Source organism: Rhizobacter terrae, from assembly GCF_003852895.1.
Lineage (GTDB): Bacteria > Pseudomonadota > Gammaproteobacteria > Burkholderiales > Burkholderiaceae_C > Albitalea > Albitalea terrae.
The window spans coordinates 149,193-172,559 of sequence record NZ_QUSW01000005.1; the positions used below are offsets into that span (position 1 = coordinate 149,193).

The window sequence follows — 23,367 nt, forward strand, 5'->3', positions numbered from 1 at the left end:
TGCAAGAGGTTATCGACAAGATCGAGAAGCAGCGCGCGGACCGCGAGCAACGCCAAGCGGAGTACCACGCGAAGAGTCCACCGCCACCAGCCCCATCAGAGGCCTAGCCGAAGCCTCGATGATGAGCCATTGGGCAATTGAGGATGCACGAGCTGAGAACCCGCAGTTCCTTGCAACGGCGTCATTTCGCCCGCGAAAGGATTCCCCGAGTTGGACCCGTGCCGCCATCTTCGCGTCCTGTCCGGACTCGCGCCGCCGGCACTATCATCCATCGCGTGTCGGTGGCTTAAGAGTTCCGCTCGAACTTTGACGCATGGAGATCTTATGTTCGTCTACCTCGCCAAGACGTCACGAAACGTCGAGGTAAGCTTTGACATTCCTTATCCGAGTCGTCGCAACCAGATCTCTCTTTTGACCGGGCCGAACGGCTCTGGCAAGACGGACGTACTCGCTTCGATCGCTAGGGTGTTTCACGGCCGCTCCGCAACAGCCGATGGAGCCAGCGTGAGATGGAGAAAGGACTCCGGCTTTCGTGTCTCCTACAGTCCAGCCTCGCAGGATGAGGACGACCGCATCCGACTCGTTGCGCAAACATTCAGTCCGTTCTCCAGATTCCCGCCGCCACCCAGATTGGCACCCGAGTTCGGGTCCATCTACGGCCGAGGAGACGAGAGTAAGGAGCAATACGTCTGCATTGGCTTCCATCAGGGCTCAAGCATTGGATTACGCAAGCTGGCCCGTTCGACTGTGGAAAACGGCATCCTTCGCCTCAGCGAAAAACCGGGGACCGCGAAAGTCGCCTTTGACGTCTTAGAGGAACTCGGTTTCAAGAGCGGAATCGAGCTGACCTATCGCGCGCACAGAGGCCTATCGGCCATCATGTCGCTGGACGCCGAGGCCGAGCGACTCGAGAACGTCCTCGGGCTATTTGCCAGCGGGAGAGAATTCAGTATCGACAATCAGATATTCGGCAAGAACGTCTTGAAGCGGTTCCGGCGCGAGGCCCGCAACGGCGACATCGGGGAGACTGCCGAATATCTTCGGCATGCCATCAACCTCGTCGATAGTTACCTTGTCGGAAGAGAGCCCCATAGAGATCGAAACCTGGAAATCTTCAGGTTTACCGCGTTCCGTGGCAGGGAAGGCATGTCCTCCGATTTCGCCTATCTTCAGGCGTTCTCGGTGCTCGCCCGTCTCGAACTGCTCGAACTCGTTGGCTGCAAGCTCACACCCATTGGAGGTGACCCAGTCGACCTGACTCACGCAAGTTCTGGCCAGCAACAGATGCTGTGCTCAATCTTCGGTTTGGCGGCGGCACTCGAAGACCACTCCCTTGTTCTGATAGATGAGCCCGAACTCAGTCTGCATCCCCGATGGCAAATGGGCTACCTGAAGCATCTTGAAACTGCGCTAGAGGTGGTTCAGGATTGCCACGTCATTATTGCGACTCACTCGCCTCTGATAGCTCAGGCAGCGGCTAGGCACGACGTAAAGACTATCGCGATGGATAACCCGCGCTTGGGTCGTGTCTCCACTTCCGTGAACAAACGCGAGAGAACCTCCGTCGAGGAGGTGCTGATTGATGTTTTCGATACGCCCATTCCAAACAACCTTCACATCTCGAACGAGATCTTCGGTTTGGTGACCCAGGCCGAATCAGGTTCCTTCAACGACCGGCTTGAAGCCCGTGCACAGCTGGAGAAGTACATGTTGCTGTACCAACGGGACGGCGAGGGTTCGCGGGAAATGAAGAACCTCCTGGACAAAGCCCTAAAGCTCGTTGAGAACTCGTCTCCCACCCCAGGCTGAGGAGGAAGAAGTGGTATGAGAAGATTTCGAAGTCGGGCGCACGTACTCAATCCGGTCGAGTCGTTGACGGCCGAGGAGCACACTGGGATCAAGCAACTGGCAAAAGAAGGCGCTCTCGATTGGTCTACCAAGGACGGTCCTTATGGCGCGCTCATCGTGAAGTTTCGGGCCGAGGCTAAGGAGCACTACTATCGTCAGCAACGGCGCAGGTGCTGTTATTGCAGTGTGGAGTTTCAAGACCACAAACTGACCTACGACGCTGAGCACATCCTGGACAAGGCCGACTATAAAGAGTACATGTTTGAACCCGCCAATCTTGCGGCGGCTTGCAAGCATTGCAATGGAAGCAAGTCCAACAGATCGATCTCCGCAACTGGTGAGCGCTTCGCCACCCTGTCAACAACTAGCGGTGATTACCTCATCGTTCATCCGCATCTGGATGAATGGGACCATCACCTCAAGTTTGACGAGATCGGCCGTATCGTTCCTCAGGCTGGATCGCTAAAGGGCCGGGAGACGAGCCGCATCTGCGAATTCGCCGCCCTGAACGCAACTCGTCTTGCCGACGAGTTCGCCATTACGAGGGATGGCGCTGCGGAAACCGCCCTCAGGACCTTTCACGAAGTCAATGATGTAGCCCGCAAGCGCGAGTTGCTGGCACTCTTGACCGACATGGCGGCGCACTTCGACCACGCTGGGTCGCGCGCTGTGATAGGGGCCCTGCAAAGCGAGATTGATGAGGAGGGGTCGCTCTTAGCAGCCGGCACCGCGGTGTTGGCGGCAGACTCTAACTCAGCCGATCACGCCGACATCTGATCGGGAAAAAAGTCTCTCCAGGAATCAGACACAGCGTCCAAATCTGGTGAAGCGATCGTCAATCGTGACCGAGTAGTTCCTGTAGCGCGGCGCGAATTGAAACGACCGTGTCCGATGGAACTTCTGAGTCAATTCGCACTGTTCCGTTGCCAGCGAGGACAATCGCGGTCTTTCGCGAGCCCGGGAGCTTCAACTGCACCTTCTCGATCAAGTGCTTCTTGCCATCAACTAAGCGGTTGCTCGCAGATAGAACGTCCGTGGATCCTCTAACCAAGGCCTTGGCGGTAATTCCAGGTGCTAGTTCGATCGCACCAATCTGGACCGAGTCAACAATGCCACTGATGTTGGCCAAGCGCTGCACACCCTTGGCCCACGCCAGCACATTGAGGTTAAGGGATGCAATCGCAAGGCCGAACTCGGTAGCCTCGGCAAGCCCGCTAATTGCTGCCTGAACAGCGCGAGGCGCATCGACAAGCTCTAGTCCGGGGCCGTCAACCGAGGCACGAAACTCGCACTGTCGATACTCGACCCGATGAAACGATAGCTCTTTGCCGAACGGATCAACAACTGTGTCGTCATACTCAACACGCTCGACGAACCTCGCTTCAAGGTAGTCATCACGCGCTCGATCTACTACGAAACCGTCGGTCTTGCCGTCCTCAAAGCCCTTTGCCTTAAGACGTTTGGCTAGGACGCGCATGGAGATCGGCCACTTGGCGCGCAGCCAACGATACCTTTTCATTCGATCCCTCCGTTGCCTTGTGCGGCCGCATCAGCGGCCGCCTGCGCCGCCAAAAGATCGGCCAGCACTTTGCGTGCTGTCTGCTCGATCATGCCGAGCAGCGCCGCCTTCTCCGCGTCCTCAACATGCCGAAGGTTCTTCGTGTACTTCCCATTCTTGAAGCGAAGGGCTCCGTGCACTGAGTACCTGAACCGTTTGGCCGCTTGTCTGTCCTCAAACCCCGCATCGAACTCGACCTTTGCGTACGGGTCCACATCCTGGCGTGCGCGCCATGTGACCGACGTGATGTAGAAGCCCTTCGCCTTCAGCTCTTGGTACATCTCTGACGCGACCAAGTTTTCTCCAGACAGTGCGACGTTTTCAACCACGCCTAGCATCTTCTCTGCTGCCTCCTCCACCTCTTCCTCTTCCATATCGAAGTCATCGTCTTGATCGATGCTTTTCGAGTGGGCTACCCGTAGGCGAGAGACGTTTTCCAAAGGAAAGTGAGGCAAGGACGAGATGAGTTTGGTAAAGAATGTCGTCCGATCTTCTGGGGCCGTCAGGTTCGTCAGCTCAATCTCTTCGAGCTGAATAGGCGTCTTCTTCTTGGCTTCCACGCGCGCCTTGATATTGTCAACAATGGACCGTGCCTTTTCGGTCGCAGGCAACCGAAGTTCCGTTCGACCTTCCTTCTTCACGAATTCAATCGTCGCGTGCAGCTCTTGCCACTGAAGAAGTCGCGTCTTCGAGTAGTCGGGGTCGTAGTAGGTCACGTTCATCACGAACTCGTCGGGACTCTTCTTGTAGTGCGAGACTTTCTCGCCAGTCTCAGCCTGCTGGTACTCGTCGATGATTTCTTTCAGCTCGTCTGGGGTCAGCGAGACGTCGATTGCGATGGTCGAAGTCTTCTCGCCGCGGCGTTGTGCCTCGCGGCGTTCAAGCAAACCGCACACGTCTGCGTAGTCGTGCGTCAGCATCGACAGTCGCTCCACGAGATCCTCGCGGGGCTCATCTGGTGAGCACAGAATTCCGCGATCTCTCAACAACTCCAGCAAAACGTTCTCGGTGATCCTCTGCTTTCCAGACATGAGCAGGTCCCGGATCTCACGATTTGTCGCGTAGTAGAGCTGGCTCCGGTCACGCATAGTCCATCCCAAGGTCAATGGTGGAGAAGTCCGTGATGATGTGGGTCATCTTGGCGAACTTGATCTCCTTCACCTTGGTGGCCAGCTCCGTTGCTTCTGCGTCGTCGCCAAGGCTTTCGATATAGCGATGCTGCGCCTTCTGAAAGCGCGGAGCCGCAGCAGCATCGCCGCCTAGCATCCGCACCTCGACCTTAGCGCCCTCATCAAGAACTTGGTAGTGGCGAAGGTAGTCCAAGAGGTACATGAACTGCTCTTCGTCACTGCCGTCCCTGCGGTAGTAGACGATGAAGCCTCGCTGCGAGTAGTTCTGGCCGTGCTTGTACTCAAGCACGATCCAGGGCGAGGTCAGCATCTCCAAGGTGGCAGCGCGTGCCTTCTCGGGCTGTAGGTTGGCACGACCATCGAATTGCGGATAAAAGTACTTGCAGTAGGCCGGAGGAGGTAGCGTTATGCCAGCCGCGGCGCCACGAAGCTGCCGAATGTCATACCTCACGTTGTCGAGCCAGAAGATGTCGGCTGGGCCGAGGACGACTATGCGCGCGCCCTTGGGCAGCGGCAGCTTCTCTCTCTTGATCGTGACGAGGTGCGATGAAAAGTCCTTTTCGTACCCGCCATCGTGGTTGTAAACAAAAAGGAGCCCGCAGACCTCGGGCGTGACGTTACTGTGCATGTACAGGTCGCGCCACTTCTCGCTCTTTTCAGCGCACGCGATCTGCTTTGCGAGACTTTCCACGGCGCCATGCACCGCGCCAGCGGTGATGGTCGTCTTCGCATAACTCTTCAGGTCGCAGTGCACAAAAGTGCGCTTGAGCGCATACGGCTCGTCGTAAAAGAACACTACGTCGGCGGGGTGCGTATCAACGCCGTGATGTTCCTTGTCCTCGCAGGGCCAGTTCTGATCGACGGGGCCAACCCTTTCCCAGAAGAACTCTGCGAACACCTCGTCCGAAAGCTTGGCCGCCATCTGCGCGGTCCGGCTAGTCTCTCCCCCCACGTCGCCTCCCTAGGACAACCAGTTTTGATTCATTATCTTGTATCTGAACTTCACCCAACTCGGGGACAACCCAGAGATGGGTCAGCTTGGACGGCTGGCCCTGTGGTCGATCTCTCTCTTGCGTGTCGCCGGGTAGGCGCTTCCACTGGTGCTCCATAACAGTGTCGTACCCGACGAACGCGACCGCTGTACGTCAACGTTGATCTGATCATCGACGCGTGCCTCGGGCGCCATACTGATCCGGCGCTGGGCCTTCCGGAACGCCCTTGTTTCGCGACGCGACTCGTCGAACTCGGTGGGGTTGGCTCGTATGAGCTTGCGAGACACGCTGGCAATTACCGCTGGATGAATGACTGCAAGGTGACCGACAAGGTCGGTTCGGGGCTTGAGATCATCGACCGCTCCCGCTGCTTTCCCGTCATGCGTGCTGGCAAGTCGGCTTCAGACGGAACCCAACCATTCACTTACGGGAGCCGAGCGGCAGCGGCCTCCTGAACCCAAATTACTCTGCTGTTAAGCGTCGTAGCGGCTATTGGTGGGCTCCATCGATGCATCTCGCCCAGCACGTCTACCGCCCCCTGGACCCATCCAGCACCAGCGGCCGATCAGCAGCGTCTGCATCCCGAGCACGCAACCACCGCGCCAGCGTCGCGAGCAGTTCCTCGACCTCTACAGGCTTGGTGACGTAGTCGTCCATGCCGGCGGCGAGCACCTTGTCGCGATCTCCGACCATCGCGTTCGCCGTGAGCGCGATCACGGGCAGGGTCTGCAGCGCCGGCCTCTGGCGCAGGGCGCGGGTGGCCTCGTAGCCGTCCATCACCGGCATCAGGCAGTCCATCAGCACGGCATCGAAACGCTGCCGTTCCAGGGCTTCGATGGCCTGCCTGCCGTCGCCTGCCACGCTGACCTCCACGCCGGCGTCGCCCAGCAGCGTGGTCATCAGATCCTGGTTGAAGATGTTGTCTTCAACGACCAGCACGCGGGCTCCGCGCAGGACCGATGCATCGTCGGTGTCGGAACCCTGGCCTTGCGGCTGCCCGTGGTCCGGAACCTGCGGCAACGGCACCTCGATCTCGAACGAGAACACACAGCCCTGGCCTGGCGGGCTGCGCACCTGGATCTCGCCGCCCATCAGGCGCACCAGCTGCTGGCTGATCGCCAGGCCCAGCCCGGTGCCGCCTTCGCGACGCTCCTGGTGCTCGGCGACCTGCGCGAACGGGTGGAACAGCCTGGCCGCCTGGGCTTCGGTCATGCCGATGCCCTGGTCCTCGACCTCGAATCGCAGTCGGACCGTGCCTGGGCGTGCAGCAGCAGGCACGGCCGCCGCGCGCAGCATCACCCGGCCCGTGTCGCTGAACTTGACAGCGTTGGACAAGAGATTGAGCAGGACCTGGCGCAGTCGCTTGCCGTCCGCCACGATGGCCGGCGGAAGGTCCGGGGCGGGCTGGTAGGAGAACGCCAGGCGCTTCTCCTCGGCCTTCACGCGCACGATGTCGCACACCGCCTGCATGAATGGCGGCAAGTCGATCTCGGACGGGCTGAGTTCGCCGCGTGCCTTTTCGAGGCGGGCCAGGTCGAGCAGGTCGTCGATGAGCAGCTTGAGGTGCTGCCCGCTCTCCTCGATCACCTTCACGCCCTTGGCCTGCCGCTCGGTCAGCGGATCGCCGCGTCGCAGCACTTGCACGAAGCCCAGGATGCCGTTCAGCGGCGTGCGCAGCTCGTGGCTGATGTTCGTGAGAAAGATGGCCTGCGCTTCGCGGGCCGACTCGGCCGCGTCGCGGGCGGCGATCAGGTGCCGCTCGGCTTCCTTGCGCAAAGTCGCATCCCGGATGACGAGGACCAGCAGTTCGCCGTTGCCCGAGCTGACCGGATTGAGCGACACCTCCACCGGAATGCTGGAGCCGTCGCGGCGGCGAACCACCGCATCGCGCGGGATGCCGGGAACGCCGCCGTGCAGGCCCTCGAAGTCGGCCAGGAATTCATCGGCGGGCAGGTCCGCCGCCTCGGAATTGGACACGCCGACCATGCGTTCGGCGGCACGATTCAACTGTCGCACGCGGCCGCCCTGCAGCACGACGATGCTGTCAGCCGTGTTGTCGATGATTGCGGCCAGGCGCTGTTGCTCGGCCTCCAGCAAGGTGCGGGTGGAGGCCAGCTCGCGCCGGTCCGACAGGAAGCGCTCGACCGCGCGCGCCATCTCTCCGATCTCGTCGTCGCCGTGCACCGGAACCTGCGGTGGCGAATCGCCGGCCTGGTCGGCCGAAAGCAGGCTTCGGCTCACTTCCTGCAAGCGCCCAATGACGTGCCGCCCGATGAAGATCCGCGCGACGAGGCCGGCGGCGAGCAGGCCGAAGGCCAGCCAGGCGACCACCCAGTACGCGCTCGTCTGCGCGGCGTCCACGACGCGTGCGACGGCCGCCAGGTGCGCACGTGCCAGCCGGTCCGACTGTTCGCGAGTGGCCTGCGCCAGGGCCAGCGCCTGGGCCTGCATCTCGTTGCGGTAGCTGTTCAGCGCCGCGGCGGTCGCCAGGTCGGTGGTCCCGGACCTTGCAGCGGATTCCCGAAGCTGGGCGAGCACGTGCGCGGAGTTCCTGAACAGCTGGCTGGCCTGGTGCAGGTCGAGCACCGAGGCATCCTCGCTCACTGCCAGGCGCGCGGTCAGCCGGTCGAGCGCATCGAGCTCCTCCAGGATCCGCGCATAGGCGGCCCGGGCTGCGGACTGCGACTCGGCCGATGTCATCCGCTCGGCAAGCAGCTCGATCTGCAGGGTCCGCTGCTGCAGGTCCTGCGTGATCTGCGCACGTTCCTGCTGTTCCTGGGAGAACTGTCGTGCCGCCTGTCCGGTGGCGAACAGGGCGACGAAGGCCGTCGCGCCGCCGACGACGACGAGCAGCGCCATCGCCGTCAGCGCGACAGCCAGCTGCGCCCGCAGCGAATGGGGCATGAGCCGGTCCGTGAGTGCGCCCCCATGCAGCGTTGGGAAGATGCGGGCAGGCAGGCGAAACGGCATGGTCTTCAGCGCACCTTCCAGATCCGCAGGTAGGCGTTCCGATACCCGTTCTCGGGGTCGTAGACGAAGCGAGGACCGCCGTCAGCGGTGACGTTGCTGGCCGACACGAGGTGCACGGGTGCGACGAAGCCGCTGACCGGGTGTCCAGCCAGCAGCCGGTTCAGCTCGTCGACCACCTGCCAGCCCTGCATGTTCAGCGGCTCGGCGACCGTGCCGGTCTGGTAGGTGCCGGCGCGGATGCGCATGAACGCCGATGCGCTGCCGTCGCCTGCCGACAGCAGGCTGATGGCGCTGGCCGGCCTGCCGGCCTTGGTCAGCATGGGCACCGCGTAGTCGAAGTAGATGTCGTTGATCGCCAGCGCCTGCGTCCAGCGCGGGCCGTAAGCGGCGAGCAGCTCCTCGGTCAGCGCCGGCATGCGCGCCGCGCTTTCGGAGATCGCGACGTCTTTCACCTCGAGCAGCTTGCAGCCGCTGCACTGCCGGATGACCTCCGCCATGGCCTGCGCCTTGGCGGTGGCGATCGCGAATCGCGAGTCGGTGAAAATCACGACGCCTGCCTTGCCGCCCGATTGCGCCACCGCGGCCAGCGCCGTGGTGCGGGCGACTGCGATCGGGTCGGTGGTCACGTTCATGGCGACCGATGTTCCTGCGATCGCGCCGGGTCGGGGCCCCGCGTGCCAACCGACGAGCGGCGGCAGTTGCGGCGACGCGGCGCGCAGGATGGGCTCGAGCTCCGTGGCGTCCGAGCCGCACAGCACCAGGCCGTCGGGCTGCGCCGCCAAGGCCTCGGCCGCGGCCCGGCGCCGGCCCGCCGGCGTGCCGCCTGCATCCACGATGCGGACTTTCCAGCCGATCGCGCGCACGGCCTCGCGAATGCCCTGGGCGACTCCCAGGATGCCGCCGTTGCGCAGGTCTTCGGCCAGCACCACGATCGACTTTCCCGGGACGGCTGCCGGGCCGGAGGTCGGGCCGGTCCACGTCGGTGAGGGGCTGGAAGCGGCCTCGATGGCGTTGCGAGCCGGGGCGGTCGGGGCCGCCGCGCACGGCGCCGGACGCAGCCCGAACAAGGCGATCGCCGCGAAGGCCAGGCGAATCGCGCATCCTCTTCGGATCGTCAAGTCACGCTCAGTTGCCACGCCGATCTCCTCGAGCTGCCGGTGGCCGGCCTCTCAGGGGGCCTGCCAAGGTCGATTCCCAGCGACTTGATTCCCAGCGACGCCATTGTGCGCTGCCGTCGGCGGCACAGGCCAGGTATCCGCAGCGATCCGCCAATGCCGGCGCCTGCGAGGCGGCGGCGCATCGTCAAGGGTCCGCTGCTGGCTGCATATCCGCAGTTCGAACCACGCTTGCCAAAACACCGTGATTTTTTCACGCATGTCCGCAATGCCCGATCAAGCTCAGTCCCAGGCAGCCCCAGACGTAGAACACTCCCCCCGACCCCACAACCCTCCGCCCCCATGGATCCGGCAGACTTCGGCCCGACCACCCAGCAACTCCACGCCGCACAGGCCGCTGAAGCGCTTCCCCCCGGCACGAACCTCGGTGGCTTCCGCGTGGTGGAGGTGTTGGGCCGCGGAAGCTCCAGCATCGTGTACCTCGCGCTCGATTCGTCCTTGCAGCGGCAGGTGGCGATCAAGGAGTACCTGCCCGCCGATCTCGCCGAGCGGGGCGAGGGCCTGCGGGTGTCGCTCAAGCGAGGCGCCGACGCGGCCCGCTTTGCGCAGGGTGTGAGCACCTTCCTGCAGCGTGCCAAGCTCCTGGCGCGGCTGGACCACCCGGCGCTTCCTCGCGTGCACGGCTTCTGGCAAGAGCACCAGACCGCCTACATGACGATGGCGTACTGCGAAGGACACAGCCTGGCGGACGTGCTGGCCGAGATGCTGGATCCGCCCGATGAAGCCTGGCTGCGCGCCCTGATGGCGCCGTTGCTGGGTGCGCTGGAGCTGCTGCACGCGGCGCAGTGCACCCACGGCGGCATCTCGGCGGACAACATCCTCGTGCAGGCCGATGGCTCGCCGGTGTTGCTGGGCCTCGGTGCCGCCAGGCGCCTGGCAGACCCGTCGCGGCCCGCAGGCCCCGGGGCTGATCTGAAAGCGCTGGCCGAGGTGCTGCACCTGGCCATCGGAGGCGGAGAGCTGGGCGCCACGAGGGACGCCGTTGACCATCGCCCGCCTTCCTTCGTCGACACCGCGCTCGAGCTGCATGCGCGGTTCCCCCGCTTGCATTACAGCGCCGCATTCCTGGCGTGCGTCGACGCGGCGCTGTCGAACAATCCACGGCGGCGCATCAACAGCGTGGCCGAGTTTCGGCAGCGTTTGGACCGCGTGCCAACGGCGCAGAAAAAGGGTTCCGTCCCATCCGGAACGGCAGAACGGCCTTCGCCGACCGAATCCACCGCCGCGATGCCGTCGATGGCGGCGCAGCCACAGCGCGGCCGGCAACTTTGGGCGGTGGCCCTGGGCCTGGCGGTGCTGGGCGTGGCCGGTGGCTGGTGGCGACTGCAGACGCACGCCGCGCCGCCACCCATGGCCAGGGTGAGCGAATCGCCGCCTGTGGCAACCATCGAACCGGTGTCCGCCGCCGTGCCTGCATCCAAAGCGGTGCAGGTGCTGCCGGTCGAGTCGCCCGCTTCGGCGGAAGTTGCCACCATCGTCGCCACGTCGAGCAGCCAAGCCGAGCCCGTGCCGGACACGAAGCGAACCCAGGCCAAGGCCGCACCCGCAGAGCCCAACAACCCGCGTGCCGTCTGCGGGCAGCGCACGAACTTCTCGCTCTACTACTGCATGCAGACCCAATGCAAGCGGCCGCAGTTCCTGCAGCACCGGCAGTGCCTGGACTTGCGCGAGAACGACGCGGTCAACTGAGCCGGGATCAGGCCGTGACCGACAGCGGCCCCGGTGGATTCCGAATCCGACAGGACAGGGTGGTCTCTGGTTGAAATTAGCTGATTGGCTAATTAGCATTGAGGCTAATGAACGAACTCTTCAAGGCCCTCTCGCACCCGGCTCGCCGCGAAATCATCAGCGCGCTGGATGCCGGTCCCATGGCCTCGGGCGACATCGCCGCCATGTTCGACATGAGCTGGCCCACCGTCACCGGCCACCTCAACGTGCTGAAGGACGCGGGCCTGGTCGAGGCTGAACGCCAAGGCTCCTCCATCCGCTACCGCCTCAACATGTCCGCCGCCGAGGAAGCGGTGTCTTTCCTCGTCGGCTTGATGAACACCGGTGCTTCGCGCCCTCGCAAGAAGCCCGGCCTCAAGAGAAAGCCACTCGCATGAAGAACTCACAGCCACGCCCCTTGTTTGATCTGGCCACTTGGTTGCTGGCCGCAGTCCAGGCGTGCTCGGCGGCCTGGGTGGCGTTGCGCGGACCGGAGGGGTCCTTGCCGGTGCATTTCGACTGGCACGGGCAACCCAACGGCTGGGGCGACCGCAACGAGATCGCGCTGGTGCTGCTGGGCCTCGCGGTGCTGACCCTGGCCTCGAAGTTCCTGCTCGCACAGTCCGCCTGGCGCGTCGGCATCGATCCTGCCAACAGCACGGTGCAGGGCGCGGCGCGCCTGGTCATGCTCATTGCGATGGGCGGCGCGACCGCCTTGATGCTCTCGCTGGGCATGGGAACCTTCCAGGGCGGGCACATGCCGTGGGTGGGTGCGCTGGTGTGGCTCACCCTCATCGGCATCGGCGCGGTCATCGGCAAGGTCAAGCCGAACAAGGTGACGGGCGTGCGTGTCTACTGGACGCGCCACAGCCGGCTGGCTTGGGACCGCTCCAATCGCCTGCTGGGCCGCATCTGGTTCTTCGGCGGGCTGGTCGGGCTGGCCACCATGCCGCTCGTCAACGATGCGGCCGGTGCGATGTTGCCGGCGGCGGTGTCGCTGTTCGGTGCCGTGGTGGCGGTGTTCGAAAGCTGGCGCGTGTGGCGCAAAGACCCCGAGCGGACGGCCTGAGCGATCGATCCGTCAGGCGCCTGCCTTCAGGGTGGACTTCGCTGGGGACCTTCACGCCGGGGCAGGTTCCTCCGCGTGTGCGGGCGATGCGGCAGGCACGCGGCGCCTCAGCTCCAAGGTCATGCCCTCGGCGGGCCGCAGCGTCACGTTCAGCACCGGCCGCGGAGCCGGCTGCCCTGACAGCAACCGGAACTCGAAGCGCTGCAGCAGCATCGCGGCGATCAAGGCCATCTCCATCGCGGCGAAGTTGCTGCCGATGCACACGCGAGGCCCCAGGCCGAAGGGCAGGTAGGCGCCACGCGGGATGCGCTCGGCACGCTCGGGCGAGAAGCGCTCGGGGTCGAAGCGGCCGGGTTCGTCGAACCAGCGCGGGTCGTGGTGCAGCACATACGGCGTGACGAGCACCATCGCGCCCTTGGGAATCTGCCATTGGCCGATCTGCACGTCCTCGATGGCCTGCCGCGTGAACAGCGACGCCGCCGGCGGAAACATGCGCAGCGTCTCCTTGATGGTCTGCGCGAGGTAGGGCAGGTGGTGCAGATCGGCGTGGACCGGTGAACGTCCGCCCAGCGCTGCATCCACCTCCTGTGCGGCACGGCGCGCGATCTCCGGGTGCGCAGCCATGGCCCAGCCCCACCAGGTGAGCGCGGTGGCGGTGGTCTCGTGGCCGGCGAGGAAAGTCGTCATGCACTGGTCGCGGATCTGCTGCGGGTCCAGCCGGCCCTGGTCGCCTTCCTCGTCGGCGGCCGACATCAGCATCGCCAGCAAATCGTCATGCTCGCCCGGCGCTGCCTGCCGTTCGCGGATGAAGCGCCACACCAGCGTGTCCAGCGTGGCCCGCGCCCGGTTGGCCTCGGGGCGCCAGGGCAGCCACACCCATTGCGGAATCGGGAAAGGCAGGAACATCTCCTTCATGCCCGCTCGGCTGAGTACGCGCACTGCCTGGCTGGCCGCCACGCCCTCTGCCGGCACCTCGCTGCTGAACATGGTGCGCATGATCACGTCCATGGTGAGCATGGTCATGGCGTGCTCGAAGTCCACGGGCTGGTTCACCGGCAGCGCATCCAGCGCGGCGGCGCTGCCGGCCACCACCTGGCGGGCGTAGCCGTCGAAGCGCTTGGGGCCGAACACCGGCTGCAGCATGCGTCGCTGGCGCTGCCACACCGCGCCTTCGGTGATGAGCACGCTCTGCCCGTGGGCGCGGGAGAACACCTCCATCCCGTACTTCCAGCGGATGAACGACTTGCCCTTCTCCACCAGCGCCTCGCGCACGAGGTCGGGGTGGGCGAAGCAGTAGTCGCGCATGCGGCCCAGCTGCATGAACACCGCGTCGCCGTGCTCGCGGTGCAGCCATTGGTGGAAGCCGACGTAGTCCTGGAACATGCGACGGGCCAGGGGGATGCCGAAGTAGGCGGACGAGGGGCCGGGAGGGCGCTGCGCGGTCATGGGTTGGCGGGGCCGAAAAGACGAACGATGGCCATACTCTGCCGCAATCCGGCGGCCCGGTCTTGAATGAAAGCGGCATGCGCCCGGCGCTACGATGCAGGCCGTGCCTCTCAACAGCGAACTCCCTCCGACCGCGCGCCTGCTGCCGCCGCGCACCTCACTGGCCTCGTGCATCCGGGCCCACATCGACCGCGACACCACCGGCATCGCGCTGCTGCCGGCCGACGAACGGATCAACCGCTTCCCGGCCAGCCCCATGTGCGCCATCACCTGGTTCATCGAAGGCCAGTGCCGGCTGGTGGCGCCTGAGGACGTGGCCATGCCGGACGGCCAGTGGCTGGCATCGGCCATCGTGAGCGGCCCCCACACGCGGCCCAGCGCCAGCTTCAACCCAGGGCCTGTCCACGCCTTCATGACCCTGCTGTTTCCGCAGGCCTGGCATGCGGTGACGGGCATGGACGTGTCCACGCTGACCAACCGGGTGGTGGCGATGGAAGACGTGCTCGGCCCTGAATGGATGGACCTGTCGCAGCGCGTGATGCAGGCGGCCGATGACGAAGCACGCGTGGCTATCGTCGAGGAGTTCGTCGAGCCGCGCTGGCGCGAGGCGCGTGCCAGCGGCGCCGTGCCGGGCAACGTGGTCGGTGATTGGGTCCATGGCATCGCCGCGCATGCCGCGGCATCGGGCTTCGGCCGCAGCGTGCGCAAGGTCGAGCGCAAGATCAAGTCCATCGTGGGACAACCACTGCGCGGCCTCAAGCGGCTGGACCGCGCGGAGCAGTCATTCCTCGCCACGCGCGCCCAGCTCATCGAAGGGCAACCAGTGTCGTGGGCCGACCGCGCCGTGGAAGCCGGCTACTCCGACCAGGCGCACCTGTGCCGCGAGACCCGAGCGCTCACCGGCATGACGCCGACCGAACTCGCGCAGCGTGCGCAGGACAACGAGGGCTACTGGGTCTACCGCATCTGGTCGTGAGCCGGTGCCTCACTCCAAGGCCAGGTCCCACTTCGTGTCGCTGACCTTGCCGTTGAACAACGTGACCAGCAGCCGGTCGTGCCGCCCTCGCCAGTGATACGCCCAGACCTGCGTTGGTCCAGTGGTCCGTGCCTCGTCGGGCGTGCCCATCCACTGCAGCAGCACGAACTTCGTGACGGCCTGTGACTGCGCTTCCTGCGCCAGGCACTGCATCAGCAAATGCTTGGGCCCGCCCCAGCGGTCGACATCGGGTGTCCATGCACCACCATCGAAGTGCCCCTGCACCGTTTTGAGCACCAGGTAGTCGCGCGACCACTGCTCCACGCTGCCTTCGCACGCGCATGAAATACCGCAAAAGGCGAGGTTCGCCAACAGCAGCGCAATGACCCTGACGACATGACGAACCCTCTGTATCGGTACTGAGAAGTACCTCAGAATCGCGCGGCGCTTCGGCGGGTCGATCACCCGTGAGCGCTTGCCGATCCAGCCGGGCTTGCTGGGCTGGGACCCTCGACCACAAGGGAGTGTCGTCATGACCTTCGTTCGTCCGCCGTTGAGTGCGGCGGTTGCCGCGCTGTTGCTTGCAGTTTCCGCTGTACCGGTTGTCTCCGCCAATGACCATGCCAGCGAAATGCGGGTCCTGCGAGAGCAGGAGAAGCAGCGGACCAACATCTACAAGGCCTATGCGCCCGATGCGCGCACGGCCCGCAAGGCGGCCATCACCTTCCACGCCAACCTCCTGGAGTCGAACTACGACGAAGGGTTCCTCGTGCTGGAGCTGAGCCCGCAGGAAATCGCCACGCTGCGCAGCTTCGGCTTCCGCATCGAGCACGCGCCGGAGTTCATCCAGAAGCGCGACGACTTCCTCACGCAGATCCAGCAGGCGGCCGACGCCAGGCAGCGCATGGGTGCCACCAGCACCGACGCGACGGTGCAGTCGATTCCCGGCTTCTCCTGCTATGAGACGGTGGAGGAGACCTTCACCGCTGCGCAGAACTTCGCCACCAGTTTCCCGAACCTCGCCACCTGGCTGGACGTGGGCGACTCCTGGCAGAAGACGCAAGGCCTGGGCGGCTATGACATGCGGGTGCTGAAGATCACCAACAGCGCCATCGGCGGCACCAAGCCCAAGCTGTTCATCACGAGCGCCATCCATGCCCGCGAGTACACGACGGCGCCGCTGTCGCTCGAATTCGCGCGCTGGCTCATCAACGGCTACGGCAACGACCCGGAAGCCACGTGGATCGTGGACCACCATGAAATCCACCTGATGCTGCAGACCAACCCCGATGGACGCAAGAAGGCGGAGGGCGGACTCTCATGGCGCAAGAACACCAACACCAACTACTGCGGCGCGACCAGCAACAGCCGCGGCGCGGACCTGAACCGCAACTTCACCTTCGGCTGGAACAGCACCGGCGGATCGGGCTCCAGCGGCAACCAGTGCGACGAAACGTATCGTGGGCCGTCGGCCGGTTCCGAGCCTGAAGTCCAGGCGGTGCAGAACTACATCCGCAGCATCTTCCCCGACCGCCGCGGACCGAACCCGAACGATGGCGCACCCGCGGACACCATGGGCATGCACATCGACATCCACAGCTACAGCCAGCTGGTGCTGTGGCCATGGGGCACGACCTCCACGCCCACGGCCAACGGCACGGCGCTTCAGACGCTGGGCCGGCGCCTGGCGTACTTCAACGGCTACACGCCAGAGCAGTCCATCGGCCTGTACGCCACCGACGGCACCAGCGACGGCCCGAGCTACGGCGAACTCGGCGTGGCGGCCTTCACCATCGAGCTGGGCTCCAGCTTCTTCGAGAGCTGCAGCACGTACACCAGCTCGACCAAGCCGAAGAACCTGCCGGCGCTGATCTACGCGGCCAAGGTGATCCGCGCGCCTTACCAGATCCCTGCCGGCGCCGACGTGCTCTCGCTCACGCTGAGCAATGACGCCAGCGGCGGCGGCGTGACGGCGGGCACGCCGGTCACCGTCAGCGCCTCGGCCACCGACACGCGCTTCAACAACAGCAACGGCACGGAGCCGACGCAGACGGTGACGGGCGCCGAGGCCTACATCGACACGCCGCCGTGGTCCTCCGGCGCGGTGGCGATTCCGCTCGCGGCCAGCGACGGCAGCTTCAACTCCAGCACCGAAGGCATCACGGGCACGCTGAGTACCAGCGGCCTGTCGCTGGGCAAGCACCTGGTGTTCGTGCGCGCCAAGGTGGCCTCGGGCCAGTGGGGGCCGGTGACGGCGCAGTTCCTGAAGATCGTGAACGTCACGCCGCCGGGCAACAACGAGACCGAGCCCAATGACAGCCGGGCCAGCGCCAACGCCGTGTCCACGCCGGGCACCTGGAACGGCAACATGGGCTCGTCCACCGACAGCGACTACTTCGTGGTCAACCTGCCGGCGGGCAAGACGCTGACGTCCACGCTCACGCCCAACACCTCCAGCGACTACGACCTGTACGTCTACGACTCCGCCGGCACGCAGCTGGGCAAGAGCGAGAAGGGCACGGGCGCGGTCGACACGGTGACCTTGACCAACAGCACGGGCGCATCGGTGCAGCGCTTCGTTCGGGTCAAGTATTACGGCGGCGGCACGGGTGCCACGAACGGCAAGTACACGCTCGGACTGAGTTGGTAAGAGGAGGCAGCGCAGGCCGCCGGTGCATGAGGGCACCGGCGGCTCGCGGCAACTGCTACGAGACCGCGGCCGTTTCCTGCGCCAGCAGGCGGCCGATCTCCGACGCCGCGACGGGCTTGCTGTAGAGGTAGCCCTGCGCGGCATCGCAGCCTTGCGCGGCCAGCATGTCCTGCTGCTCGCGCGTCTCCACGCCTTCGGCCACCACGGTGAGTTCCAGGCTGTGCGCCATGGAGATGATGGCCAGCGCGATGGTCGCGTCGTCGCGGCTGTGCGGCAGGTCCTTCACGAAGGCGCGGTCGATCTTCAGCTTGTTGATGGGCAGGCGCTTGAGGTAGGCCAGCGACGACAGGCCGGTGCCGAAGTCGTCCACCGCCACGCGGATGCCCATCTCGCCCAGGGCGGCGATCTGGTCCACGTTGGAGGCGATGTCCTCCACCATCGAGTGCTCGGTGATCTCGATCTCCAGCATGCGCGGGTCGGCGCCGGACAGCGCGAGCGCCGTGTCCACCTGAGCCCGAAGCCCGCGGCGGATCTGCCGTGCCGACACGTTCACCGCCACGAAGATGCCGGTGTGCCCCGCTTCGGCCCAGGCCTTGATCTGCAGGCAGGCCTGGTTCAGCACCCACTGGCCGATCTCCACGATGAGCCCGCTGCGCTCGGCCAGCGGGATGAACTCCGCCGGCGGCACGGCGCCCAGCTCGGGGTGGTCCCATCGCAGCAGCGCCTCCGCGCCTTCCACCCGGTGCGAGCCCAGGTTGACGATGGGCTGGTACGCCAGCCTCAGCTCGTTGCGCTCGATGGCGCGGCGCAGGTCGTTGTCCAGGCGCAGCTGGGCCAGCGCGCCTTGCTCCATGCCGCCGTCGTAGACCGAATAGGTGTTCTTGCCCTTGCCCTTGGCGTCGTACATCGCCGTGTCGGCGGCCCGCAGCAAGCCGGCGATGTCGTTCGCATCGGTGGGAAAGTGGGCCAGGCCGATGCTGCCGCTGATGCGCACCTCGTGCCCGCCGATGTTGACGGGCTCGGCCAGCGCCTTCATCGCGGCCACGGCCAGCACCTCGATGTGGACGCGCCCGGCCACGCGCGGCGAGAGGATGACGAATTCGTCGCCGCCGAAGCGGCAGGCGATGTCCGCCGGCCGCATGTGCTGCGTGAGGCGCTGGGCGATGGCACGCAACAGCTCGTCGCCCACCGCATGGCCCAGCGTGTCGTTGACGATCTTGAAGTCGTCCAGGTCCAGCAGCAGCAGGGCGAAGCCGTCGCTGGAGCGGCCCACGGTGCCGATCAGGCGCGACATCTGCTCGTTGGCGGCGTGGCGGTTCGGCAGGCCGGTCACCGGGTCGTAGTAGGCGAGGTAGTCGAGCCGGCCCTCGGTGGCGTCGATGTCGCGGCGGATGCGCAGCACCATCACGTAGGCCAGCGCGAAGGCCGCGGCGGAGGCGAGGATGGTGATGCCCACGTGCATCAGCACGCGGCGGTGCAGGGGGGCGAGGTCCACCACGAGGTACAGGTTGCCCACGTCGCGGCGGCCTTCGCGGATGACCTGTCGAAGCAGCAGGCGTCCGTCCACGAAGTCATGCGGCTGCGAAGGCGCGAGCTGCTGGCGCACGTCAGGCGGCAGTGCTGGGTTGTCTGACACCGAATAGCTGGCGACGATGCGGCCCTTGGCGTCCAGGAGTTCGGCGCGAAGCACCGACGCCGAAGCCTGCAGCCCGGCCAGGGTCTGCGCGGCCGCGCGGGTGTCTTCGAACAGGATGGCCGCGGAGGTGTTCTCCGCGATGATGCGTGCCTGCACGCGCATGTCGTCCACCAGCGCCGCGCGCTGCGAGAAGTACACGTAGCCGTCGAAGATCAGGCCCGCCAGCAGCAGCGCGAGGCCGGAACTGGCCACCAGCGCGCGCGACAGCCGCTGGCTCAGCCGCTGCGGCCGGCGCACGCGGAAGGGGTCGGTGCGGCGTTCGGTGTTCATTCACGCACCGTCCGGGCCAGGCGCAGCAGCTTGGAGCTCAGCCGCACGCGTGCCTGCTTCACAGGCTGCATGTTGATGTCGAAGACGTAGCGCGTGCCGGCCCGCGACAGCACGACGCCGGCATCGTCGGCCGGTGCGGCGGCGTCGTCGCTGATGATGAGTGCGCCGCCGCCGCGCAGCGTTTTCAGCAGCGGCGACAGATGAGGCCGCGAGGACCCGTCCACGAACACCGCGTGGCAGGGGCGCGCGGGCGGCGTGCTGCCCAGGTCCTGCGTCTGCATCGGTGCACCGCGCAGGTCGCGGCCCTGCAGCGCCTTCATGGCTTGCGCGAGCCCGCCGCCTGCGGCCACGCACAAGCGCACCGGCGCACCGGTGGCCAGCACCTCGGGTGGCCAGTCGGCGAACATCAGCACGTTGTAGACGATGGCCGCCTCCAGCTCCGATTCGTCCACCGCCGGCACGAGCGTGGCCGCCGCGCCGAGCAGCAGCGCGGCAAGGGTCGAACGCAGGCCGAGCATGGACATCAGAACGCCAGCTCCAGTTTCAGCCGCACGCCGCGGCCGTACAGGGGCGTGCGGTCTTGCAGCACGGAGTCTGCGCCCGGGTCGCTCGGCCGGCGATCTAAGAGATCATCGATGCTCAGCGACAGGCTGCTGCGTGGCGTGCCGAACGAGCGGGTGAGCGTGAGACCGGTGATGCCGTAGCCGGCGGTATCGCCGCGCCGGCCCACCAGCTCGGTGTGCAGGCCGGCCGTCCAGTCGCGGCCGAAGGGCCAGGTGGCGAGCAGCTTGGCCAGGTGCGCCGCATTGCCTGCGGCGATGCCCGGCGCCGAGGCGCCGTTCACCTGGTGAATGCTGTAGCTGGCCTTGGCCTGCGCGCCGTGCGGCCACACGTGTTCCGCTTCCAGCTCCAGTCCATGTGCATCGAAGGTCCCGGTGTTGCTGAACACCAGCATGCCGTCGGCCGGGTCCACCGCCTGCACCAGCAGGCCGCGGGTGTGATTGGCATAGGCCGTGGCAGTGGCGCGGGTGGCCGAGTCGGGCCTGAACTCCGCCACCAGTTCCTCGCCGGTGACGTCTTCGGGATGCAGCCTGGTGTTGCCCTTGTAGCCGCCGGCCACCGGTGTGTTGTAGAAGGACTCGAACGCATTCGCCGGACGAAACGCCCGGCCGTGGCCGAATTTGAAGATCCACCGTTCGCTGGCGCGCCACACCGTGGCCACCCGGGGGCTGAGCTTCGAGTCGCCGGACTCCATGCGGTCGTGGCGCACGCCCAGGGTGATGCTGAGCTCCGGGTGCAACAGCCACTGGTCCTCCACGAACAAAGCCAGGCGATGGCCCGAGCGGTGGTCGTCCAGGTACACCGCGCCCGGATCCAGGTCCACGTTGGTCTGATCGCGGTGGGTGGAGGCCTGCCAGTCGGCGCCCAGCACCAGCTTGTGGCCGGCGAAGCGTTCAGTGAAGACGTTGGCTTCCATGCCCCACCAGCGCGACACGATGCCGTCGCGGTTCACGGTGCCCAGCCCGTCGTCCATGAGGTAGTCGCCGCGGAAGTCGTAGGCGCCCGCATAGCCGCGCAGCTTCCATCGGCTGGTGTCGTCGATCTGCCGCGACCATGCGAGGTCCACCAGCGTCTCCGCATCGCGGCTGTTGCTTCGGGGGTCGCCGAAGACGGTGCTTTGGATGTTGGTCAGGCCCTTGGTCCGGTCCCCGTGGATCAGGGTGGCATTGAACTCGGGCCCGCTGTACTTGGCGAAGAGCTTGGTGCTGCGCTCGTGGTCTGTGTCACGGCTGACGCGGCCGTCGTCGTACACGGCGTCAGTGCCCGCCATGCGCAGGCCGGTGACCGACAGCAGCAGCGTGCCGTCGCCGGCTTCGATGCTGCCGCTCGCACGTGCCTGGCGGGTGTTGCCGGGCGCCAGCGCCACGGCGATCTCGCGCGGTGCCCCCTGTGCCGGATGCCGCGTGACCACGTTCACCACGCCGTACAGCGCGTTGGCGCCGTGCACGGCCGAGCCCTGGCCGGGGATGAATTCCACCCGCTCGACGAGGTCGATGTCCAGCGGGAACTCGCTGCCCGCCAGCGCCTGCTCGTACACGGTGTCATTGATGCGGTTGCCGTCGATGAGCACCAGCACGCGGGTGTTGTAGTCGCCCGGCACCCACAGGCCGCGCACGCTGAGGTAGGTGTAGGTGCGGTCGCTCGTGGTGGCCAGGCCGCGCACGGTCTGCAGCACCTCGGCCAGGGTGCGCAGGCCGAGGGCTCGGATCTGCGCGGCGGTCATGACCGAGACCGAGGCCGGCGCATCGCTCATGTGCAGCGTGAACTTCGACGCACCCGAGACTTCCATGTCGAGCAGGGCGTTCAGTGGCGTGGAAGCGAGGTCGGTGTCCGAGGCCGCCTGCGAGGCCATGGACAGGCCCAGCAGCAGCGGCAGCAGGCAGGCATGCAGCCATGCGTGCAGGAGACCGCGCCGGGAAGACCGGAGGCAACCGGAAGTGATCGGGAGATTCATGGACGGCAGCGTGAGGCGGGCACGCGCGAAGCTGTCTCGTGGAGAGGCATCCAGGGTATCGACCCGCGGGGTCCCCCACTTGAGCGATTAGACGTACTGTGGCTTCGCAACGGCAGTGTTTGCCAACTTTTCCCGTGTGACAGGGTGTATTTGCAAGCCTGCGCGCCCGCTTCTCCGGCGATCGCGGGCTGCCGTGTCTTTCTAGACTTCGTCAGCTGTCAGCCATGTCGTACGAAGTCTTCACCCACGCCACCGGCCTCGTGGCCCTCGCCCTCAACGTCTGGGCGCTCGTCGGCCGCTGCGATGCGGCGATGCGCCGGCACAGCATCATCGCCGGCTGCCTGTGGACCGTGAACAATGCGCTGCTGGGTGCAGTTGGCGGCGCTGCCCTGAGCGCCGTGAGCGTGAGCCGCACGGCGTCATCGGCCATCACCCTGGAACGCAGCCGCGTCGCGCGGCGCAACACATTCGTCTTCTTCGCAGGGCTCACGCTCGTGGCCGCGGGGCTGACCTGGCACGGCTGGGTGAGTGCCGTCACGCTCGCCGCGTCGCTGATGTCCACCTACGCGATGTTCTACATGCGCGGCGCGGCGCTGCGCGTGGTCATGCTGCTGGTGTCGGCCATGTGGATGGTGCACGCCTGGCATGTGGATTCGCTGGAGCAGATGGCGGCCAACGTGCTGACTGCCGCGGCGGCGGCCTACGGTGCGTGGCAGGTGACGCGCTCGCCCCGCCACGCCGCGTGAGTTTCAGGCCAGGACCGCACGGCGGCCCGTCATGCGCTGTCCGAGCGCAGCAGCCAGGCCCACCGGCACGCACAGGTACGCAAAGCAGAAGAACGCGAACTTGATGGCCGAGCAACTGGAGTACAGGACGGCCAGCCAGTCCGCGAAGGTGGTCGGGTTCGCGAGCATCACGTAGGAGACGAGGTTCTCCGATGCATCCGCCAGCGGCGCGATGGCGCTGATGAAGGCGCAGGCCACCATCCAGGTCCGGCCACGTGAGCCTTCGCGGAATGCCCGCGACACCAGCACCAGCGCGAAGAAATGCAAGAGCAGCGTCGAGAGGATGAACACGAAGTCGATGTTCTGCGTGCGCACGTACACGTCCAGCGTGCCGGTCTGCAGCATCGCGGCATACCAGCCTTTGATCTTCTCGGCGCTGAACGACAACTGCGCGACGTAGTAGGGCACGGGGTACTTCGACGCCGCGTAGCTGGCGTTGAGCCACACCGTGGCGGCCTGGTTGAAGGCGAAGGCGGCGAGGGTGGCAATGGCCAGCCAGGCGGCGGAGGGGCTGGCTGCCCAACGCTGGATGTGGCGGTTCATGGCGGTGGTCCTGTTCGCGGGCATCATGGCCGGCTGC

The 23,367-nt window shown here is 65.7% G+C and carries 19 protein-coding genes; 8 read left to right on the forward strand and 11 right to left on the reverse strand.

The window, feature by feature from the left end:
• The first annotated feature begins 324 nt into the window (after positions 1-324).
• Both DZC73_RS18300 and DZC73_RS18305 read left to right on the forward strand, forming a co-directional pair.
• Entirely contained in the window at positions 325-1,809 is a 1,485-nt protein-coding gene (locus tag DZC73_RS18300) for an ATP-binding protein (RefSeq protein ID WP_124541810.1), read from the forward strand.
• Between the two features lie 15 nt (positions 1,810-1,824).
• Entirely contained in the window at positions 1,825-2,625 is an 801-nt protein-coding gene (locus DZC73_RS18305; protein WP_124541811.1) for an HNH endonuclease family protein, read from the forward strand.
• A gap of 58 nt (positions 2,626-2,683) precedes the next feature.
• On the opposite strand, the gene DZC73_RS18310 is transcribed toward DZC73_RS18305, so the two are convergent.
• From DZC73_RS18310 to DZC73_RS18330, 5 genes are all read right to left on the reverse strand, one after another.
• A complete protein-coding gene (locus DZC73_RS18310; RefSeq protein ID WP_124541812.1) occupies positions 2,684-3,367 on the reverse strand; it encodes a hypothetical protein in 684 nt (227 codons plus the stop codon).
• Complete coding sequence (locus DZC73_RS18315) at positions 3,364-4,437, reverse strand: hypothetical protein (protein WP_124541813.1); 1,074 nt, start codon at positions 4,435-4,437, stop codon at positions 3,364-3,366. Before DZC73_RS18315 ends, DZC73_RS18310 begins: the two co-directional genes overlap by 4 nt.
• A 49-nt stretch (positions 4,438-4,486) precedes the next feature.
• Positions 4,487-5,458, reverse strand: coding sequence for a hypothetical protein (locus DZC73_RS18320; protein WP_124541814.1), 972 nt, complete (start codon positions 5,456-5,458; stop codon positions 4,487-4,489).
• 598 nt (positions 5,459-6,056) lie between these two features.
• A complete protein-coding gene (locus DZC73_RS18325; RefSeq protein WP_161974636.1) occupies positions 6,057-8,432 on the reverse strand; it encodes a response regulator in 2,376 nt (791 codons plus the stop codon).
• Between the two features lie 71 nt (positions 8,433-8,503).
• A complete protein-coding gene (locus tag DZC73_RS18330) occupies positions 8,504-9,571 on the reverse strand; it encodes a substrate-binding domain-containing protein (RefSeq protein WP_407924118.1) in 1,068 nt (355 codons plus the stop codon).
• A gap of 384 nt (positions 9,572-9,955) precedes the next feature.
• Between DZC73_RS18330 and DZC73_RS18335 the strand changes: the two genes are divergently transcribed.
• The 3 genes from DZC73_RS18335 to DZC73_RS18345 all read left to right on the forward strand — a co-directional run bounded on the left by DZC73_RS18335 (position 9,956) and on the right by DZC73_RS18345 (position 12,449).
• Entirely contained in the window at positions 9,956-11,362 is a 1,407-nt protein-coding gene (locus tag DZC73_RS18335; protein WP_161974637.1) for a serine/threonine protein kinase, read from the forward strand.
• A gap of 107 nt (positions 11,363-11,469) precedes the next feature.
• On the forward strand, positions 11,470-11,778 hold the full coding sequence (locus tag DZC73_RS18340; RefSeq protein ID WP_124541817.1) for a metalloregulator ArsR/SmtB family transcription factor: 309 nt from the start codon (positions 11,470-11,472) through the stop codon (positions 11,776-11,778).
• On the forward strand, positions 11,775-12,449 hold the full coding sequence (locus DZC73_RS18345) for an SdpI family protein (RefSeq protein ID WP_124541818.1): 675 nt from the start codon (positions 11,775-11,777) through the stop codon (positions 12,447-12,449). The genes DZC73_RS18340 and DZC73_RS18345 overlap by 4 nt, the downstream gene beginning before the upstream one ends.
• A gap of 51 nt (positions 12,450-12,500) precedes the next feature.
• Here DZC73_RS18345 and DZC73_RS18350 read toward each other — a convergent pair whose 3' ends face one another.
• Positions 12,501-13,895, reverse strand: a complete 1,395-nt coding sequence (locus DZC73_RS18350) for a cytochrome P450 (RefSeq protein WP_161974639.1) — start codon at positions 13,893-13,895, stop codon at positions 12,501-12,503.
• A gap of 94 nt (positions 13,896-13,989) precedes the next feature.
• Here DZC73_RS18350 and DZC73_RS18355 point away from each other — a divergent pair, with 94 nt between their 5' ends.
• Positions 13,990-14,871: a helix-turn-helix domain-containing protein gene (locus DZC73_RS18355; RefSeq protein WP_124541820.1), complete on the forward strand. Its 882-nt coding sequence runs from the start codon at positions 13,990-13,992 to the stop codon at positions 14,869-14,871.
• A 9-nt stretch (positions 14,872-14,880) separates the two neighbouring features.
• Here DZC73_RS18355 and DZC73_RS18360 read toward each other — a convergent pair whose 3' ends face one another.
• A complete protein-coding gene (locus tag DZC73_RS18360) occupies positions 14,881-15,405 on the reverse strand; it encodes a hypothetical protein (protein ID WP_124541821.1) in 525 nt (174 codons plus the stop codon).
• A 97-nt stretch (positions 15,406-15,502) separates the two neighbouring features.
• Here DZC73_RS18360 and DZC73_RS18365 point away from each other — a divergent pair, with 97 nt between their 5' ends.
• Complete coding sequence (locus DZC73_RS18365) at positions 15,503-17,521, forward strand: M14 family zinc carboxypeptidase (protein WP_198414891.1); 2,019 nt, start codon at positions 15,503-15,505, stop codon at positions 17,519-17,521.
• A gap of 55 nt (positions 17,522-17,576) precedes the next feature.
• Here DZC73_RS18365 and DZC73_RS18370 read toward each other — a convergent pair whose 3' ends face one another.
• Genes DZC73_RS18370 through DZC73_RS18380 form a run of 3 tightly spaced genes read right to left on the reverse strand, consistent with a single transcriptional unit; the run spans position 17,577 to position 22,002 of the window.
• The gene (locus DZC73_RS18370) at positions 17,577-19,487 is read right to left on the reverse strand and encodes a putative bifunctional diguanylate cyclase/phosphodiesterase (RefSeq protein ID WP_124541823.1); all 1,911 of its coding nucleotides are present in this window, start codon (positions 19,485-19,487) and stop codon (positions 17,577-17,579) included.
• Complete coding sequence (locus DZC73_RS18375; protein ID WP_124541824.1) at positions 19,484-20,011, reverse strand: YfiR family protein; 528 nt, start codon at positions 20,009-20,011, stop codon at positions 19,484-19,486. Before DZC73_RS18375 ends, DZC73_RS18370 begins: the two co-directional genes overlap by 4 nt.
• On the reverse strand, positions 20,011-22,002 hold the full coding sequence (locus DZC73_RS18380) for a TonB-dependent receptor plug domain-containing protein (protein ID WP_124541825.1): 1,992 nt from the start codon (positions 22,000-22,002) through the stop codon (positions 20,011-20,013). The genes DZC73_RS18375 and DZC73_RS18380 overlap by 1 nt, the downstream gene beginning before the upstream one ends.
• A gap of 224 nt (positions 22,003-22,226) precedes the next feature.
• Between DZC73_RS18380 and DZC73_RS18385 the strand changes: the two genes are divergently transcribed.
• Positions 22,227-22,748, forward strand: coding sequence for a YgjV family protein (locus DZC73_RS18385; protein WP_124541826.1), 522 nt, complete (start codon positions 22,227-22,229; stop codon positions 22,746-22,748).
• Positions 22,749-22,751: 3 nt separating this feature from the next.
• Here the strand turns inward: DZC73_RS18385 and DZC73_RS18390 are convergent, their stop codons facing one another.
• Positions 22,752-23,330, reverse strand: a complete 579-nt coding sequence (locus DZC73_RS18390) for a hypothetical protein (protein WP_124541827.1) — start codon at positions 23,328-23,330, stop codon at positions 22,752-22,754.
• Positions 23,331-23,367: the final 37 nt, after the last annotated feature.

Excerpts from the sequence above, each read along its gene's own strand:
- DZC73_RS18300 (WP_124541810.1), top strand. The coding sequence starts at position 325 with ATGTTCGTCTACCTCGCCAAGACGTCACGAAACGTCGAGGTAAGCTTT.
- DZC73_RS18305 (WP_124541811.1), top strand. The coding sequence starts at position 1,825 with ATGAGAAGATTTCGAAGTCGGGCGCACGTACTCAATCCGGTCGAGTCG.
- DZC73_RS18310 (WP_124541812.1), bottom strand. The coding sequence starts at position 3,367 with ATGAAAAGGTATCGTTGGCTGCGCGCCAAGTGGCCGATCTCCATGCGC.
- DZC73_RS18315 (WP_124541813.1), bottom strand. The coding sequence starts at position 4,437 with ATGTCTGGAAAGCAGAGGATCACCGAGAACGTTTTGCTGGAGTTGTTG.
- DZC73_RS18320 (WP_124541814.1), bottom strand. The coding sequence starts at position 5,458 with ATGGCGGCCAAGCTTTCGGACGAGGTGTTCGCAGAGTTCTTCTGGGAA.
- DZC73_RS18325 (WP_161974636.1), bottom strand. The coding sequence starts at position 8,432 with ATGCCCCATTCGCTGCGGGCGCAGCTGGCTGTCGCGCTGACGGCGATG.
- DZC73_RS18335 (WP_161974637.1), top strand. The coding sequence starts at position 9,956 with ATGGATCCGGCAGACTTCGGCCCGACCACCCAGCAACTCCACGCCGCA.
- DZC73_RS18340 (WP_124541817.1), top strand. The coding sequence starts at position 11,470 with ATGAACGAACTCTTCAAGGCCCTCTCGCACCCGGCTCGCCGCGAAATC.
- DZC73_RS18345 (WP_124541818.1), top strand. The coding sequence starts at position 11,775 with ATGAAGAACTCACAGCCACGCCCCTTGTTTGATCTGGCCACTTGGTTG.
- DZC73_RS18350 (WP_161974639.1), bottom strand. The coding sequence starts at position 13,895 with ATGACCGCGCAGCGCCCTCCCGGCCCCTCGTCCGCCTACTTCGGCATC.
- DZC73_RS18355 (WP_124541820.1), top strand. The coding sequence starts at position 13,990 with ATGCAGGCCGTGCCTCTCAACAGCGAACTCCCTCCGACCGCGCGCCTG.
- DZC73_RS18360 (WP_124541821.1), bottom strand. The coding sequence starts at position 15,405 with ATGACGACACTCCCTTGTGGTCGAGGGTCCCAGCCCAGCAAGCCCGGC.
- DZC73_RS18365 (WP_198414891.1), top strand. The coding sequence starts at position 15,503 with ATGCGGGTCCTGCGAGAGCAGGAGAAGCAGCGGACCAACATCTACAAG.
- DZC73_RS18370 (WP_124541823.1), bottom strand. The coding sequence starts at position 19,487 with ATGAACACCGAACGCCGCACCGACCCCTTCCGCGTGCGCCGGCCGCAG.
- DZC73_RS18375 (WP_124541824.1), bottom strand. The coding sequence starts at position 20,011 with ATGTCCATGCTCGGCCTGCGTTCGACCCTTGCCGCGCTGCTGCTCGGC.
- DZC73_RS18380 (WP_124541825.1), bottom strand. The coding sequence starts at position 22,002 with ATGAATCTCCCGATCACTTCCGGTTGCCTCCGGTCTTCCCGGCGCGGT.
- DZC73_RS18385 (WP_124541826.1), top strand. The coding sequence starts at position 22,227 with ATGTCGTACGAAGTCTTCACCCACGCCACCGGCCTCGTGGCCCTCGCC.
- DZC73_RS18390 (WP_124541827.1), bottom strand. The coding sequence starts at position 23,330 with ATGAACCGCCACATCCAGCGTTGGGCAGCCAGCCCCTCCGCCGCCTGG.